This is a genomic window from Bosea sp. ANAM02 (assembly GCF_011764485.1).
GTDB lineage: Bacteria > Pseudomonadota > Alphaproteobacteria > Rhizobiales > Beijerinckiaceae > Allobosea.
In genome coordinates, this window is record NZ_AP022848.1 from 1,896,074 (window position 1) to 1,910,364 (window position 14,291).

The 14,291-nt window shown below is 68.2% G+C and carries 14 protein-coding genes; 12 read left to right on the plus strand and 2 right to left on the minus strand.

What is annotated here, in order from left to right; translation table 11 throughout:
• The first annotated feature begins 104 nt into the window (after positions 1 to 104).
• On the plus strand, positions 105 to 1,655 hold the full coding sequence (locus OCUBac02_RS09155; RefSeq protein WP_173045098.1) for an ABC transporter substrate-binding protein: 1,551 nt from the start codon (positions 105 to 107) through the stop codon (positions 1,653 to 1,655).
• A gap of 19 nt (positions 1,656 to 1,674) precedes the next feature.
• Complete coding sequence (locus OCUBac02_RS09160) at positions 1,675 to 3,033, plus strand: MmgE/PrpD family protein (RefSeq protein WP_173045100.1); 1,359 nt, start codon at positions 1,675 to 1,677, stop codon at positions 3,031 to 3,033.
• Positions 3,034 to 3,055: 22 nt separating this feature from the next.
• On the opposite strand, the gene OCUBac02_RS09165 is transcribed toward OCUBac02_RS09160, so the two are convergent.
• A complete protein-coding gene (locus OCUBac02_RS09165) occupies positions 3,056 to 3,973 on the minus strand; it encodes a LysR substrate-binding domain-containing protein (RefSeq protein WP_047574465.1) in 918 nt (305 codons plus the stop codon).
• A gap of 90 nt (positions 3,974 to 4,063) precedes the next feature.
• On the opposite strand from OCUBac02_RS09165, the gene OCUBac02_RS09170 reads away from it, so the two are divergent.
• The 9 genes from OCUBac02_RS09170 to OCUBac02_RS09210 all read left to right on the plus strand — a co-directional run bounded on the left by OCUBac02_RS09170 (position 4,064) and on the right by OCUBac02_RS09210 (position 12,142).
• Positions 4,064 to 5,182 carry an NAD(P)/FAD-dependent oxidoreductase gene (locus OCUBac02_RS09170; protein ID WP_173045102.1) on the plus strand — a complete coding sequence of 373 codons (1,119 nt, stop codon included), beginning with the start codon at positions 4,064 to 4,066 and terminating at the stop codon, positions 5,180 to 5,182.
• A complete protein-coding gene (locus OCUBac02_RS09175; RefSeq protein WP_173045104.1) occupies positions 5,163 to 5,459 on the plus strand; it encodes a (2Fe-2S)-binding protein in 297 nt (98 codons plus the stop codon). Before OCUBac02_RS09170 ends, OCUBac02_RS09175 begins: the two co-directional genes overlap by 20 nt.
• Positions 5,456 to 6,853, plus strand: a complete 1,398-nt coding sequence (locus OCUBac02_RS09180) for an NAD(P)/FAD-dependent oxidoreductase (RefSeq protein ID WP_173045106.1) — start codon at positions 5,456 to 5,458, stop codon at positions 6,851 to 6,853. Before OCUBac02_RS09175 ends, OCUBac02_RS09180 begins: the two co-directional genes overlap by 4 nt.
• A complete protein-coding gene (locus tag OCUBac02_RS09185; protein ID WP_244639141.1) occupies positions 6,850 to 7,989 on the plus strand; it encodes an NAD(P)/FAD-dependent oxidoreductase in 1,140 nt (379 codons plus the stop codon). Before OCUBac02_RS09180 ends, OCUBac02_RS09185 begins: the two co-directional genes overlap by 4 nt.
• A complete protein-coding gene (locus tag OCUBac02_RS09190) occupies positions 7,986 to 8,930 on the plus strand; it encodes an ABC transporter permease (RefSeq protein WP_047574420.1) in 945 nt (314 codons plus the stop codon). The genes OCUBac02_RS09185 and OCUBac02_RS09190 overlap by 4 nt, the downstream gene beginning before the upstream one ends.
• Complete coding sequence (locus tag OCUBac02_RS09195; protein WP_047574423.1) at positions 8,927 to 9,787, plus strand: ABC transporter permease; 861 nt, start codon at positions 8,927 to 8,929, stop codon at positions 9,785 to 9,787. The genes OCUBac02_RS09190 and OCUBac02_RS09195 overlap by 4 nt, the downstream gene beginning before the upstream one ends.
• Positions 9,788 to 9,937: 150 nt before the next feature.
• A complete protein-coding gene (locus tag OCUBac02_RS09200) occupies positions 9,938 to 10,537 on the plus strand; it encodes a TlpA disulfide reductase family protein (RefSeq protein ID WP_173045108.1) in 600 nt (199 codons plus the stop codon).
• Entirely contained in the window at positions 10,534 to 11,631 is a 1,098-nt protein-coding gene (locus OCUBac02_RS09205) for a transglutaminase-like domain-containing protein (protein WP_173045110.1), read from the plus strand. The genes OCUBac02_RS09200 and OCUBac02_RS09205 overlap by 4 nt, the downstream gene beginning before the upstream one ends.
• Before the next feature lie 154 nt (positions 11,632 to 11,785).
• The gene (locus OCUBac02_RS09210; protein WP_173045112.1) at positions 11,786 to 12,142 is read left to right on the plus strand and encodes a hypothetical protein; all 357 of its coding nucleotides are present in this window, start codon (positions 11,786 to 11,788) and stop codon (positions 12,140 to 12,142) included.
• Positions 12,143 to 12,162: 20 nt separating this feature from the next.
• On the opposite strand, the gene OCUBac02_RS09215 is transcribed toward OCUBac02_RS09210, so the two are convergent.
• The gene (locus tag OCUBac02_RS09215) at positions 12,163 to 12,786 is read right to left on the minus strand and encodes an FMN-binding negative transcriptional regulator (RefSeq protein ID WP_173045114.1); all 624 of its coding nucleotides are present in this window, start codon (positions 12,784 to 12,786) and stop codon (positions 12,163 to 12,165) included.
• A 76-nt stretch (positions 12,787 to 12,862) separates the two neighbouring features.
• On the opposite strand from OCUBac02_RS09215, the gene pdxR reads away from it, so the two are divergent.
• Positions 12,863 to 14,290, plus strand: a complete 1,428-nt coding sequence (pdxR, locus tag OCUBac02_RS09220; RefSeq protein WP_244639142.1) for a MocR-like pyridoxine biosynthesis transcription factor PdxR — start codon at positions 12,863 to 12,865, stop codon at positions 14,288 to 14,290.
• Position 14,291 lies beyond the last annotated feature (1 nt).

A 14,291-nucleotide genomic window follows, 5' to 3' on the forward strand; every position in this document is an offset into this window, starting at 1 on the left:
CCTATAACCAGCAGGAATAGGATTGCGGCGATTTCGACTTGGACATCCCCAAGGTGCGCCCCTCATCATCCGGACCAGAACAATATCGTCTCGGAGGTGAGAACATGATCAAGGCTGCGTTGCGGCTTTCCTGCCTGGCGTTGACCGTCTGCCTGCCCGCGCTCGCCACGGCCGAGGAGGTCGTGCTGAAAGCGAGCACGGGCGCCGGCGACGTGTCGACGCTCGATGCCCATCGCGCCAGCGCCACGAGCGACAAGGCGCTCGTCGGCTGGATCTATAACGGCCTCGTCCGCTTCAAGCCGGGGAGCGCCGATCCCAAGGATCTCGAGGCCGATCTGGCCGAGCGCTGGGAGCGCAGCGCCGACGGCAGGGTCTGGACCTTCTTCCTGCGCAAGGGCGTGAAATTCCACGGTAGCTGGGGCGAGCTGACCGCGGACGACGTGGTCTACTCGCTGACCCGGTCTGGCGATCCCAAGCGATCCACCTTCGCGAACGATTTCCGCGCCATCGAGAAGATCGAGAAGGTCGACGACCATACGGTTCGCGTCTCGCTCAAATATCCCGACGTCAATTTCCTCGGCCGCGTCTCGAACTATCATGGCGGCAACATCGTGAGCCGCAAGGCGGCCGAGGAGCTCGGCGACAAGTTCGGCGCCAATCCGGTCGGCACCGGCCCGTTCCAGTTCGTCGAGATGGTGACGCAGCAATATGTGAAGCTCGCCGCGCATAAGGATTATTTCCGCGGCAAGCCCAAGATCGACACCATCATGGCCCGCGCCATCGCGTCCGACAGCGCGCGCGAGCTCGCCTTCAGCTCCGGCGAGATCGACCTGATGTATGGCAAGCGCGAGCAGCGCTGGGTCGACAACGCCCGCAAGCGCGGCGGCTTCAATGTCGACGTTTTCGCGCCCGGCGAGTTCCGCACGCTCAGCCTGAACCGGACCATGCCGCCCCTGGACAACGTGAAGGTCCGTCAGGCGGTGGCGGCGGCGATCAATGTCGACGACCTCGTTCGCTTCGTCGGCAAGGATGTCGGTCCCAGGGGTTGTTCCATCGTGCCGCCGGGCTATCTCGGCGAGGATTGCTCGACCACCTACAAGTTCGACATCGCCAGGTCGAAAGCCCTGCTGGCAGAGGCAGGATTCAAGGACGGCTTCACGATCAAGTCGATCGTCTCGAACATCTCGGCCCAGCAGCCCTTCATGGAGATCATCCAGTCGCAACTAGCCAAGGTCGGCATCAAGCTGGACATGCAGGTGGTCGACCACGCGACCTACCAGGCCCAGTCGCGCAAGAACCTGAGCGGCATGGTGTTCTACGGAGCGGCCCGCTTCCCGATCGCGGACACCTACCTGTCGGAGTTCTTCCATTCGCGTGCGATCGTCGGCACGCCGACCGGCGTGACGAATTTCTCGCACTGCTCGGTGGCGGATGCCGAGATCGATGCCGCCCGCGTCGAAGCCGATCCGGCCAAGCAGCTGGCTCTCTGGAAGGAGGCCCAGCGCAAGATCATGGACGATGTCTGCGCCGTGCCGCTGTTCGAGCTCCGCCAGGTCTGGGCGCATAGCGATCGTCTCGATTTCGGCTACGAGCTCAAGGGCGCGATGAACCTCGCCCCGCCGATCACCGAGCTCACCACCGTCAAGGCGAAGTGAGCCGGCTGCGTAGCGATCGATGACCGGCACGATCGAGGCGCTCGCCGCCTATGTCCATGCGGCGCGCACGGTGCCGCTCTCGGCGGAGGCACGCGAGGCCGCGCTGCGGTCCGTTCTCGATCTCGTCGCCGCGGCTGCCTCCGGGATCGATGCGCCGGGTCCGCGTGCCGTGCGCCTCGCGGCGAGCGCGCTCCACGGGGCAGGCGATCATCCGATCTGGTTCACCGGGGGGCGGTCCAGTCTCCTCGGCGCCGTCTGGGCGAATGGCGCGGCTGCGGCGGCGCTCGACATCGACGACGGACACCGGATCGCCCGCGGCCATCCCGGCGCCGCGATCATTCCGGCGGCCTTCGCGGTCGCCCGGCAGGTCGGCGCCTCGGCGGACGATCTGCTCAGGGCGATCGTCGTCGGCTATGAGGTCGGAGTCGCGGTCGGCGCGGCGCGGCGCTTCTATGCCAATACGGGCATGTGGTCGGGCTATGGCGTCGTCGCCGCGGCCGGGCTGTTGAAGGGAACGCCACCGGGGCAGCTCGCGCAGGCTTTCGCCATCGCCGGCGCCAGCGCACCCAACCAGTTGCATGCCGGGGCGGGGCCTGCTTTTCCCGCCCTGGAGGGGACGGATGTCAAGGAAGGCATCCCGTGGTCGAGCGTCACGGCGGTCTCGGCCCTCGCGCTTGCCGAAAACGGGCATGGCGGGCCGCTCGCGCTGCTCGATACGGACAGCCATTTCCGCAGCGCGGAGATCGTCGATGGGCTCGGCAGCAGGCTCTATATCGCCCGCAGCTATTTCAAGTTCCTCTGCTGCTGCCGGCATGTGCATGCGCCGGTGGAAGCTCTGCTCGACCTGATGGCCGGGCACGATATCGCGGCCGACGCGATCGAGCGCATCGTGGTCGACAGCTATAGCGGGGCCCTGAGGCTGACCAATCGCCCGGATCCGCAGGGGTTCACGGAGATCCAGTTCAGCATTCCCTATTGTCTCGGCCTGGTCGCCCTGCACGGCCGCGAGGCGCTGCTGCCCTTGACCGAGGCGTTCGTCGAGCGGCCCGAGATTGTCGCCATCGCGCGCAAGGTGTCGTTGCGGCTCGATCCGGAAATCGAGGCCCGCTTCCCTGCGGAAACGCTGACCCGCGTGACCGTCGAGGCAGCCGGGCGGCGCCATGTCTCCGAGATCACCGGGCCGCGCGGCGAGGCCAGCACGCCGCCTTCCTGGCGGGAGCTCGAGGAGAAGCTGCGGATCGCCACGCGCCGGACCGCCTCGGAGGAGCAGCAGGACAGGCTTCTCGGCGCCGTCGATGCGCTGCGCAAGGGCAATCTCGGCCCGCTCGCGGCGGCTTTCCACGAGCTGCGGCTGGGTGCAGGCACGGCTCCCGCCTGACCGGCTCGAACGTCGTCCGGCGTCAATCCATCGCGGGCATGCTGCGGGAAATCCCCGCGGCGACCTCTCGCGTTGCCTCCATGAATGCATCGACGAGCCGGGCATTGCGGCTGTCGCGGATGCGGCAGAGATAGAAATCGAGCTGGATCGTCGGCTCGAAGCGGCGGATCGCCAGCCGGTCGCGCAAGCCGCCGACCACCAGCGGATGCACCAGCGAGACGCCGGCGCCCCCCGCCACGAATTCGCAGAGCGTCGGCGATACGTTCACCACCATCGTGGTGTTGGGTACCACCCCATGGGCGCTGAGCGTCGCGGTGGTGCGCTGGCTGGTGTGGCTGTCCGGATCGAAGGAAATGAACGGCTGGCCGATCAGATCCTCGGGCCGGATCACCGACTTGGCGGCGAGCGGGTGGTCGAGCGGCGCGATGAAGACCTCGGGATGGCCCATCATCGGCTCGGCGACGATATAGGGGTTGTCGATCGGCGCGATCACCAGCCCGACATCGAGCTTTCGGGTCACCAGCCCTTCCGTGATCCATTGCGAGCTGCGCGACTGCACGGAGCAGAACACGCCCGGCTGCCGCGCGAGGAACGCCGCCGTCGAGCGCTCGATGAAGGAGCCGGAGAGGGCCGGCATCACGCCGATCAGCAGCCGGCCCTGCTCGTCCCGGCGGATGGTTTCGACGGCGTTCTCCACCTGGCGCAGGCCTGCGAAGATCCGATCGACCTCGGCGTAGAGGCGCATGCCGTAGGGCGTCGGCGCAAGGCGGCCCTTCACCCGTTCGAAGAGGCGCAGGCTCGTGTCCTGCTCGAGATGCGCGATCAGCTTGCTGATCGCGGGTTGCGAGACGTTCATCACTTCCGCGGCGCGGCTCACCGTGCCGTGCTCGATCACGGCCTTGAAGGCTTCCACCTGGCGGAGATTGAGCTGGCGCGCCATGGCATAACCTTTTGGAATAGAGTTCCGATAATTTCGACTTTGACGAAATGGCGACTAAGGCCCTAGCTGCGTTCGAGCAAGGGAAATCGCATGCGTCCGGACATCGTCGTCATCGGGGGAGGCACTGTCGGCGCCGCGATCGCCTACGGTCTCGCCGGCTTGAAGCAGAGCGTCATGCTGCTCGACGGCAGCGACCGGGACTATCGTGCCGCGCAGGCGAATTTCGGGCTGGTCTGGCTGCAGGGAAAGGGCATGGGCCTGCCGGCCTACCAGACGCTGACCCGCGCCAGCGTCTGCCTCTGGCGCGATTTCGCCACCGAGGTCGAGGAGCTCTGCGGAGCGGATATCGCCTATGAGAACGACGGCGGCATCGCCTTCTGCGTGGGCGAGGATGGCTTCGAGAACCGCCGCGCCCAGTTGCTGCGGCTTCACAACCAATGGGACGGCGGCGAGCCCGACTGGGAGATGATCGACCGGACGGCGCTGCAGAAGCTTCTGCCCCGGGCGCGTCTCGGCAACGCCGTTTCCGGAGCGAGCTTCGGCCGCCTCGACGGCCATGCCAATCCGCTCCGGCTGCTGATGGCACTGCACGAGGGTGTCGCGCGCCATGGCGGCGTCGTGCGCAGCAATGCCACGGTTCGCAGGATCGAGCGTGCCGGGGTGGATTTCCGCCTGGTGCTCGATGGCGAGGAGATAGTGGCGCCGCGCATCGTCATCGCTGCCGGGCTTGGCTCCGTCGCGCTTGCCGCGCAGGTGGGGCTCGACGTTCCCTTGCGTCCGCAGCGCGGCCAGGTGCTCGTGACCGAACGGTTCGAGCCGTTCCTGCCCCTGCCGGCGAGCGGGCTGCGCCAGACGGGCGAAGGCACCGTCATGATCGGCGCGACGCAGGAAGAGGCCGGCTTCGACCTCTCGACGACCAGCGACGCGGCCGCAAGGCTCAGCCGCAAGACCGTGGAGATCATGCCCGATCTGGCCAATGCCAAGCTCGTGCGCCAATGGGCCGGCTTGCGGGTCATGACGCCCGACAGCTACCCAATCTACGCGCAGTCGCAGACGCATCCGGGCGCCTTCGTCGCGCTCTGCCATTCCGGCGTGACGCTGGCGGCCTTCCACGCGCGCGAGCTCGCCCGCGCGGTCATCGGCGGCGATCTGCCCGAATTCCTGAACCCGTTCCACCAGAGACGTTTCGATGTTCCGAAAGCTGCATGATCCCGGCCCCCCGGCCGTGACGATCCTGATCGACGGCAAGGCCGTATCGGCCGAGGCCGGAGAAAACCTCGCGGCGGTCCTGCTGCGGCAGCCCGAGGGCTGGAACCGGACATCGACGGTGTCGCAGTCACCGCGCGCGCCCTATTGCATGATGGGCGTGTGCTTCGAATGCCTGGCCGAGGTCGACGGCGTGGGCTCGGTCCAGACCTGCCTGACCACGGTACGCGACGGCATGCGCGTGTCGCGCCAGCTCGGACGCCGGGCGTTGTCGGCATGAGCGCGGTCGATCTTCTCATCGTCGGCGCCGGCCCTGCCGGCATGGCGGCCGCCATCACGGCCCGCCGCCACGGCCTCGACGTTCTCGTCGTCGACGACCAGCCCGCGCCGGGCGGTCAGATCTGGCGCTCGGTCGAGACCGTCGCCGCGAGCCCGCGCGGATCGCGCCTCGGCGATTCCTATCTTGCCGGTGCCGCGCGCGCGCAAGCCTTTCGTGCCTGCGGCGCAGCCTACGAGCCCGGCGCGCAGCTCTGGCAGATCGAGCCCGGCTTCCGGGCCTTCGTGACCAGCGGCGGCAAGGCCCGCACGATCTCGGCCAGCGCCGTGATCCTGGCGACCGGCGCGCAGGAACGCCCGGTGCCCTTCCCGGGCTGGACCCTGCCCGGCGTGCTGACCGTCGGCGCGGGGCAGGTCCTGCTGAAGACGGCGGACCAGGTGCCGGAGAAGCCGGTCTGGATCGCCGGAAGCGGCCCGCTGCCGCTGCTCTACATGACGCAGTTGCTCGCGGCAAACGGCCGGATCGCGGGCTTCCTAGACACCACCCCGCCCGGGCGCCTCGGCGCGGCGCTGCGGCATCTGCCGGGCGCGCTCGGCAAGGCCGGCGATCTCTGGAAGGGCATCGCCTGGACGCTCGCGCTGAAGCGCGCGGGGGTAAAGACGGTCAGGCATGTCGCGGAGATCGAAGCTAGGGGCGAGGGCCGGCTGCAAAGCCTGCGCTACCGCAGGCAGGGCGGCTCCTGGGAGGAAACACCGGCCGAGGTTCTGCTCGTGCACGAGGGCCTGGTGCCGTCGATCCATGCGCCGCTCGCCCTCGATTGCAAGGTGGAGTGGCGGCGGGATCAGCACTGCTATGCGCCGGTGCTCGACGCCTGGGGCGAGAGCTCCCAACCCGGCCTGTTCGTCGCCGGCGACGGGGCCGGCATCGCCGGCGCCATCGCGGCCGAGCATCGCGGGACCCTGGCGGGATTGGCGGTCGCCGCGCGGCTCGGCAGGGTCTCTGCCGCCGCGGCGGAGACGGAGGCCACGCCCGCGCGCAAGCTGCTCGACCGCGAACTCGCCTTCCGCCCCTTCCTCGATGCCCTCTACGAGCCGCGCCCGCAGGTCTTCGCGCCGCCCGACGAGACCGTCGTCTGCCGCTGCGAGGAGGTCACGGCCGGGACCCTGCGCAAGCGTGCAGAGGTCGGCCGGCCGGGCACCAATCAGGTGAAGGCTTTCACCCGCGCCGGCATGGGACCCTGCCAGGGCCGCCAATGCGGCTACACCGTCATGCACATCCTCGCCGGCGTGCAGAACCGCCCGCCGGAAGCGCTGGGCTTCTACCGCATCAGGCCGCCGCTCAAGCCGGTCACGCTCGGCGAGCTCGCGGCGCTCGGCCAGACGGACGATGCGGCATGATGCCGGCATCCGCACAGGGCTTCGACGTCGCCGTCATCGGTGGCGGGCTGCACGGGCTCACGGCGGCGCTGAGCCTCGCCCGCGGCGGCCGGAGCGTCGTCATCCTGGAGCGCAACTGGGTCGGCCGCCACGCGTCGAGCGCGACGGCAGCCGGCGTACGCACGCTCGGGCGAGACCTTGCCGAGGTGCCGATCTCGCTGGAGTCGATGGAGATGTGGCGCCGCATCGCGAGCATCGTCGGCGATGATTGCGGTTTCCACGCGCATGGCCAGTTCAAGGTGGCCGAGTTCGACGGGCACTTGCCGGCGCTGCAGGAGCGTGAGGCGACGATGCGCCGTCTCGGCTACCGTCACGAGGAAATGATCGGCGCCGCCGAACTGCGGCGGCTGATCCCCTCGCTGAGCCCGCATTGCGTCGGCGCGCTGATCGTCCGCAATGATGGAGCCGCCGACCCGCACCGCACGATCGCGGCTTTTCGCAGCGCCTGCGAGCGGGCCGGCGTCGCCATCGTCGAGGGCTGCGGCGTCGAAGCTGTCGAGCGGCAGGGCCCCGACTGGCTGCTGCGCTGCGGCGTCCGCAGTTTCCACGCTCCTGCCGTGGTCAATGCGGCGGGCGCCTGGGCCGCACGGGTGGCGTCCCTGTTCGGGGAGAGCATCGACCTGGGCGTGCGCGCCTCGATGATGATGGCCACCGAACGGCTCGCTCCTTTCCTGGCGCCGGTCGTCAGCGTCGTCGGGCGGGCGCTGTCCTTCAAGCAGTCGGATCAGGGCACCCTGGTGATCGGAGGCGGGCTGCAGGGCGCGGCCGATATCGACCGGCAGCGAAGCACCGTGAATTTCGTGGAACTGGCAAAGGGAGCCCGTGCGTCCGCCGATCTGTTCCCGATCGTCCGGGGCGTGCGGATCGCGCGCTGCTGGACCGGCATCGAGGCGCAGACGCGCGACCATCTTCCCGTCATCGGCGCTTCGCCGCAGATCCCGGGCCTGTTCCACAGCTTCGGCTATTCCGGCCACGGCTTTCAACTGGTGCCCGTGCTGGGCGAGATCATGCGCGACCTCGTGGTCGACCAGAAGACCGCGCGCTCGATCGCTGCCTTCGCCCCGGCACGCCTGATGCAAGGCAGACACGCCGCATGATGGCTTACACGATAAGACGGCTTGTCCTGGCGATGCCGACATTGCTGGTGATGCTGACCGCGATCTTCGTGCTGGTCAGGCTCGTTCCGGGCGACGCCGCTTCGGTGATCCTGGGCGACCAGGCGAGCGCGGAGGCCCTGGCGGCGCTGCGGACGAAGCTCGGCCTCGATCAGCCTCTCCATACCCAGTACCTCACCTTCCTCGCCGACGTCTTCACCGGCAATCTCGGCACGTCGATGAGCACCGGGCGCAGCGTCATCCACGAGATGCTGACGGTGCTGCCCTCGACGATCGAGCTCACGCTGGCGGCGATCGCCGTCGGGCTGATCTTCGGCCTGCCGCTCGGCATCGCGGCGGCCCTGACCCGCAACGGCTGGATGGACTACGTCTCGCGCATCGTCTCGCTGGTCGGACTGTCCTTTCCCGCCTTCGTCTCGGGTATCCTGATGCTGATCGTCTTCGCGATCCAGCTGGGCTGGTTCCCGGTCCTGGGCGGGGCGGCGAGCGGCACCGACCTCGCGGACCGCATGCGCCAGCTCGCGCTGCCGGCCTTGAATCTCGGCATCATCATGATGGCCTATGTGATGCGCGTCACCCGTTCGGCGATGCTCGGCGTCCTCACCGAGGACTATATCCGCACCGCGCGCGCCAAGGGGCTGGGCGCCCCGCAGCTGGTGCTGCAGCACGCGCTGCGCAACAGCCTGATCCCGATCATCACCGTCGTCGGCCTGTATTTCGGCACGCTGATCGGCAACTCGGTCCTGACCGAGATCATCTTCAACCGGCCGGGTCTGGGCAAGCTGATCGTCGGCGCGCTCAATGCGCGCGACTATACCCTGCTGCAGGGGCTGATGATCATCTTCGCCTTCTGCGTGATCATCGTGAACACGCTCACCGACCTCGCCTACGGCCTCGTCGATCCCAGGGTGAAATACGAATGACCGACATCACCACGGCCGAACCGGTGCGGCCGGGCGGGCTCTGGCTTGCCTTCACCCGCAACCGCCTGTCCTGGGTCGGCCTGCTGCTGCTGGCGGCGATCGTCTTCGTCGCGGTCTCGGCGCCCTGGCTGGCGCCGTATGATCCGCTCGACCAGAATATCGTGGCAAGGCTCGAGCCGCCCTCCGCCGAATACCTGCTGGGCACCGATTCCTACGGCCGCGACGTGCTCTCGCGCCTGATCTACGGCGCCCGCATCTCGCTCTTCGTCGGCTTCGTCGCGATCCTGATCGCGATGGTCGTCGGCACGGCGATCGGCGTGATCTCCGGCTATATCGGCGGCGTCTTCGACCAGATCGTGATGGGCGTGCTCGACGTCATGCTCTCCTTCCCGACTCTGCTGCTCGGCCTGATGATCGCGGCGATGCTGGGGGCGAGCCTGGAGAACCTGATCATCGCCATCGCGATCACCGAGGTGGCGCCCTTCGCCCGCGTCGCCCGCGCGCCGACGATCACGCTCAAGCAGCGCGATTTCGTCGAGGCCAGCCGCGCCTATGGCTGCGGGCCGCTGCGCATCATGTTCCGCCACATCCTGCCGAACATGCTCTCCGACGTGGTGGTGATGAGCTCGCTCTGGATGGCTTCGGCGATCCGCACGGAAGCCTCGCTCTCCTTCATCGGCCTCGGCGTGCCGCCGCCGGCGGCCACCTGGGGCGGCATGATCCGGGAGGGTTTCGAGAACATTCTCGACGCCTGGTGGCTCGCCGTCTTCCCCAGCTTCGCCATCCTCCTTACCGTGCTCGCCCTCAATCTCCTCGGCGATGCGCTGCGGGATGCCTCCGACCCCCGATCGCGCTGAAACCTCTGCGACCCTTCGCATCCAGGTCGATACGGCCCGCCTTCCGGCAAGGCCTGTCGTGGCCCTTCGGCTCGTAGGCGGGCCTTGGTGCCGTTCGTCGCGTCAAAAGTCGAAATTGACGTTCTGCTGGCCTTGGCCGCAAGATGCGCCGTGGCTGCCGTCAGGGCTCCCGAGTTTCGGGGCGTTCATCGATCGGGTTGCAGGCTGGAGCCGGTCCGGCGCGTTCTGCTGGCCGCCGTCTCGCTCCTCCTCGTCGGCCAATCCTGCGCGGTTGCGGCGTTCAGCGACTGGCCTGTCGAGACCGCGCCGGCGCTCGTGCTCGACCAGCTCGACGGCCCTCGCGTCGACCTCGCGGGGTTTCGCGGCCACCCCGTCATCGTCCATTTCTTCGCGACCTGGTGTGCGCCCTGCATCGAGGAAATGGCTTCGCTCGACGCTCTGGCCGTCACGAAGAGAGGCAGCCCCATCATCCTCGCCGTCAGTGTCGGCGAGGTCGACGCGCGGGTGCGCAATTTCTTCCGCAACCGTCCCGTGGCCTTTCCGATCCTGCTCGATCGCGATCGGGCCGCGATGAAGACCTGGCAGGTCGAAAGCCTGCCGACGAGCTACGTGCTCGACCGTGATCTCAAGCCCGCGCTCAAGGCGGAGGAACCGCTCGACTGGACCGGCCCGCCGGTCGCGGCCGCACTGGCGGCCTTGCCCTCCGCATCGCCGAAGAACCACCAACAGGGAGAGGAAACAGCGCCATGATCAGCCGTCGCGACATGTTGAAGACCGGAGCCTGCGCCGCAGCCGCTCTGGCGCTGCCTCGTCAGGCCGGCGCGCAAGCCGCGTCCTTCGCGCCCAAGCCTGGGGCCTGGCGCGATTTCGAGGTGACGACGCGGCTCGACCTGCCATCCAACGGCAAGGCCCAGGCCTGGATTCCATTGCCGTCGATGCGGGAGGACGAGTGGATCAAGCCGGGCAAGAGCGCCTGGGAGACCAATGCGCTGTCCGCCGAGATCGTCCGGGACCCGAAATATGGAGCCGAGTTTCTGCACGTCGTCTTCAAGGATGGCGAGACGGCGCCGCGTATCGAGGTCCGCAGCGGCTTCGCCTTGCGCGACCGGGCCGAGAACCTCGCGGCGAAATCCACTGTCCCGGCGCTGGGAGAGACCGAGCGAAAGCTCTATCTCGAGGCGACGGAGCTGATGCCGACCGACGGCATCGTCCGGGAGACCGCGGAGAAAGCGGCGGCCGGCAAGGCGGGCGATCTCGACCGGGCGCGGGCGATCTACGAATGGGTCGTGTCGAATACCTTTCGCGACGCCAGGACCAGGGGCTGCGGCACCGGCGATGTCGCCTCCATGCTGCGGACCGGCAACCTGAGCGGCAAATGCGCCGATCTGAACGCGCTCTATGTCGCCCTGGTCCGCAGCGTCGGCATCCCGGCCCGCGACATCTACGGCATCCGCGTCGCGCCCTCGAAATTCGGTTACAAGAGCCTCGGGACGGGTTCGGACGTCATCACCAAGGCCCAGCATTGCCGGGCCGAGATATGGCTCGACGGCTATGGCTGGGTCGCGACCGATCCTGCCGATGTCCGCAAGGTCGTGCTGGAGGAGCCTCCGGGGAACAACGCGGTCGACGATCCCAAGGTGGTCGCGGCGCGGCAGGCGCTGTTCGGCGCCTGGGAGGGCAACTGGCTCGGCTACAATGCGGCGCACGATCTCGTCCTGCCGGGCTCAAGCCACAAGGTCGGCTTCCTGATGTATCCGCAGGCGGAGGTGGCGGGCGCGCTGCTCGACTGCCTCGATCCCGATACGTTCAGGTACGCGATCAAGTCGACCGAGTTGAGGGCCTGAATGCGCACCCGGGCGAGCGCAGGGCGTTCGTCCGGGAAAGGTTGTGGCAGGCATCGCCACGACATCTCCGCGAAATGACCAGACCAGCTCCAGCCTGAGACCGCATTTGGACTGTCCGATGGCCTTTCATCGCCAATGGACAGGAGGATTCTCCATGCGGAAGACCATGATCGCCATCGGTGCCGCGCTGCTCGTTTCGGGCGGCGCCATGGCGCAAGCGCCGGCCACGCCCGCACCCACCCAATCCACGCCATCGGACGAGAAGGCGGCCACGATCAAGTCGATCAGCGTCGTCGACATGGATGCATTGCCGGCTGCCGCGCAGGAGCGGGTCACGCAGCAGTCGAAAGCGCAGCCGGCCGGGCAACTGCAGCGGGTCCAGTCCGCGATCGAGGGTGAGCCCAAGCTGAAATCGGCCCTCGCCACGAGGGGCTTCACCGCCCGAGACGTCGTGCTCGCCTCGCTCGACAGTGACGGCGAGCTGACCATCGTTGCCAAGCGGGCCTCGTGAGCCCGGCTCGGCCGGTTCTCCTAAACGGGAATCAGCCTCGCGACCTCGCGCTCCGTCGGCCGCTCGCTTTCGGCGAGACCGGCCGCGACGCCGGCGCGGTCGGCCGGGCTGCGGTTCTGGCTGAGCTTGCGCTTGCCTTCGAGGGTTGCGATCGGCATGCGCAGGCCGACGATGCCGCGCAGTTGCGCCTGGACGAATGCGGCCGGCGCATCGGAAACCGCCCAGGGCGCGGCGCGCCCGCCTTCGTGCAGGTTGGTCAGGCGCGTGACGACATCGAGCAGGCGGGAGGCATCGTCGAAGAACTCGACCGGTCCGGAGGCGTGGACCGTGACGTAGTTCCAGGTCGGCACGACCTTGCCGGTCTCTTGTTTCACCGCATACCAGCTCGGCGTCACATAGGCGTCCGGTCCGGCGAAGATGGCGAGGCCGTGGCCGACGGGGGGCACGCGCCATTGCGGGTTCGCTCTGGCGAGATGTCCGTAGAGCACGCCATGCTCGCCCTCGTCCTCGTCGATCAGGAGCGGCAGCGGCGTCGCCAGCGGGCCTTCCGCCGTTGCCGTGATGAAGGTCGCGAGCCGCGCGGCGCGGATCGTCGCCAGCAGGCTCGCCCTGTCCTCGTCGCGAAAGGCGGGTGGGGTGTACATGCTCAGCGCTCCTTGTGTCGCCGCCGTCATGCCTGCAATCTGGACCTTCGAAAATATCCAGTTTCGAGAGTTTTCTGTGGTCCAGTTGGAAGAGAAGGGCGCTGCCCGCCGGATCATCGCCGCGATCAAGCAGCGGATCCATAGCGAGGAATACCGGCCAGGCGATCGCCTGCCATCGAGCCGGGCGCTGGCCATCGAATGGGGCGTGTCGCGCACCACGGTCACGGCCGCCTATGCGCAGCTGATCGCGGAGGGCTATCTGCTCAACCGCCCCGGTGCGCGGGCCGTCGTGGCGCGGGGCCTCGTGGCGGCGCCGCCCCCTGAGGTTTCTGGGCCCACGAGCGAGCGGGTCTTGTCCGCTTTTGCCGAGCGCCTGCTTGCCTTGCCTGCGCCGGCCCGGTTTCACAGCCATCGCGTCGCCGATCTCCGCTATGGCGACCTGAACGGGGTGGATTTTCCGATGCTGGCCTGGCGCCGGGCGCTCAACCGGGCGAGCCTGCGCCGGGCCGAACGATTGCGCTACAGCGATCCGCAGGGTTCGGCTCCGCTTCGCGAGGCCTTGCAGAGCTATCTGTGGCGGTCCCGCGGGATCAGTTGCGCGCCGGAGCGGATCATCGTCGTCAACGGCTCGCAGCAGGGGCTCGATCTCTGCGCCCGGTTGCTGCTCGATCCCGGCGACCGCTTCGTCATGGAAGACCCCGGCTATGTGCTGGCGCGACATGCCTTCGCGGCGTCGGGCGGGGTGATCGTACCCGTTGCCGTCGATCGGGAGGGCATCCGGACTGAAGAGCTGCCGGCGGCGCGATTGGCCTATGTCACCCCATCGCATCAATACCCGCTCGGCAGCGTGCTTTCGGCGGCCCGGCGGCGGGCTTTGCTGGACTGGGCGGTCGAGGCGGGGGGCGTGATCGTCGAGGACGATTATGACGGCGAATACCGGCATGGCGTCGCGCCGATCCCGCCCTTGCAGGCCTCCGCACCGGACCGGGTCATCTATCTCGGCACGGTCTCGAAGACGCTCTCGCCGACATTGCGGCTCGGCTATCTCGTCGTGCCGCGCGATCTCGTTCATGCCTTTGCGGAGGCCAAGCGCCTGACCGACCGGCATACGCCGCTCTTGGAGCAGGAGGCGCTGGCGGAATTCCTGTCGAGCGGCGGCTATGAGCGCCATGTCCGCAGCATCCGCAGGCGGAACGCGGAGCGCCGAACCGCGCTGCTGCAAGCTCTCGCCGAGGAATGCGGGGCGCATCTCAGCGTAACCGGCGCGGATACCGGCCTGCATGTCGTCGCCTGGCTCAATGGCGTCGCGGCGGAGCGCGAGGCGGCGATCGTCGAAGCGGCGCGCGAAGCCGGAATCGGGCTCTATCCGATCGGGCCGCTCTACGCTTCCGGGAGCGAGCGCCCGGCCGAGGCCGGCTTCGTCATCGGCTATGCGGCCCATGATGTCGACGTCATCCGGCGTGGCGTTGCCGGGCTGGCCAAGCTGTTCGCGACTGCGGGCTGAT

What these genes read in the sequence shown, in the direction of transcription:
- OCUBac02_RS09210 (WP_173045112.1), top strand. Translation starts at nt 11,786, where the DNA reads ATGCGGAAGACCATGATCGCCATCGGTGCCGCGCTGCTCGTTTCGGGC.
- OCUBac02_RS09170 (WP_173045102.1), top strand. Translation starts at nt 4,064, where the DNA reads ATGCGTCCGGACATCGTCGTCATCGGGGGAGGCACTGTCGGCGCCGCG.
- OCUBac02_RS09155 (WP_173045098.1), top strand. Translation starts at nt 105, where the DNA reads ATGATCAAGGCTGCGTTGCGGCTTTCCTGCCTGGCGTTGACCGTCTGC.
- OCUBac02_RS09185 (WP_244639141.1), top strand. Translation starts at nt 6,850, where the DNA reads ATGATGCCGGCATCCGCACAGGGCTTCGACGTCGCCGTCATCGGTGGC.
- OCUBac02_RS09180 (WP_173045106.1), top strand. Translation starts at nt 5,456, where the DNA reads ATGAGCGCGGTCGATCTTCTCATCGTCGGCGCCGGCCCTGCCGGCATG.
- OCUBac02_RS09175 (WP_173045104.1), top strand. Translation starts at nt 5,163, where the DNA reads ATGTTCCGAAAGCTGCATGATCCCGGCCCCCCGGCCGTGACGATCCTG.
- OCUBac02_RS09160 (WP_173045100.1), top strand. Translation starts at nt 1,675, where the DNA reads ATGACCGGCACGATCGAGGCGCTCGCCGCCTATGTCCATGCGGCGCGC.
- OCUBac02_RS09215 (WP_173045114.1), bottom strand. Translation starts at nt 12,786, where the DNA reads ATGTACACCCCACCCGCCTTTCGCGACGAGGACAGGGCGAGCCTGCTG.
- OCUBac02_RS09190 (WP_047574420.1), top strand. Translation starts at nt 7,986, where the DNA reads ATGATGGCTTACACGATAAGACGGCTTGTCCTGGCGATGCCGACATTG.
- OCUBac02_RS09195 (WP_047574423.1), top strand. Translation starts at nt 8,927, where the DNA reads ATGACCGACATCACCACGGCCGAACCGGTGCGGCCGGGCGGGCTCTGG.
- OCUBac02_RS09165 (WP_047574465.1), bottom strand. Translation starts at nt 3,973, where the DNA reads ATGGCGCGCCAGCTCAATCTCCGCCAGGTGGAAGCCTTCAAGGCCGTG.
- OCUBac02_RS09205 (WP_173045110.1), top strand. Translation starts at nt 10,534, where the DNA reads ATGATCAGCCGTCGCGACATGTTGAAGACCGGAGCCTGCGCCGCAGCC.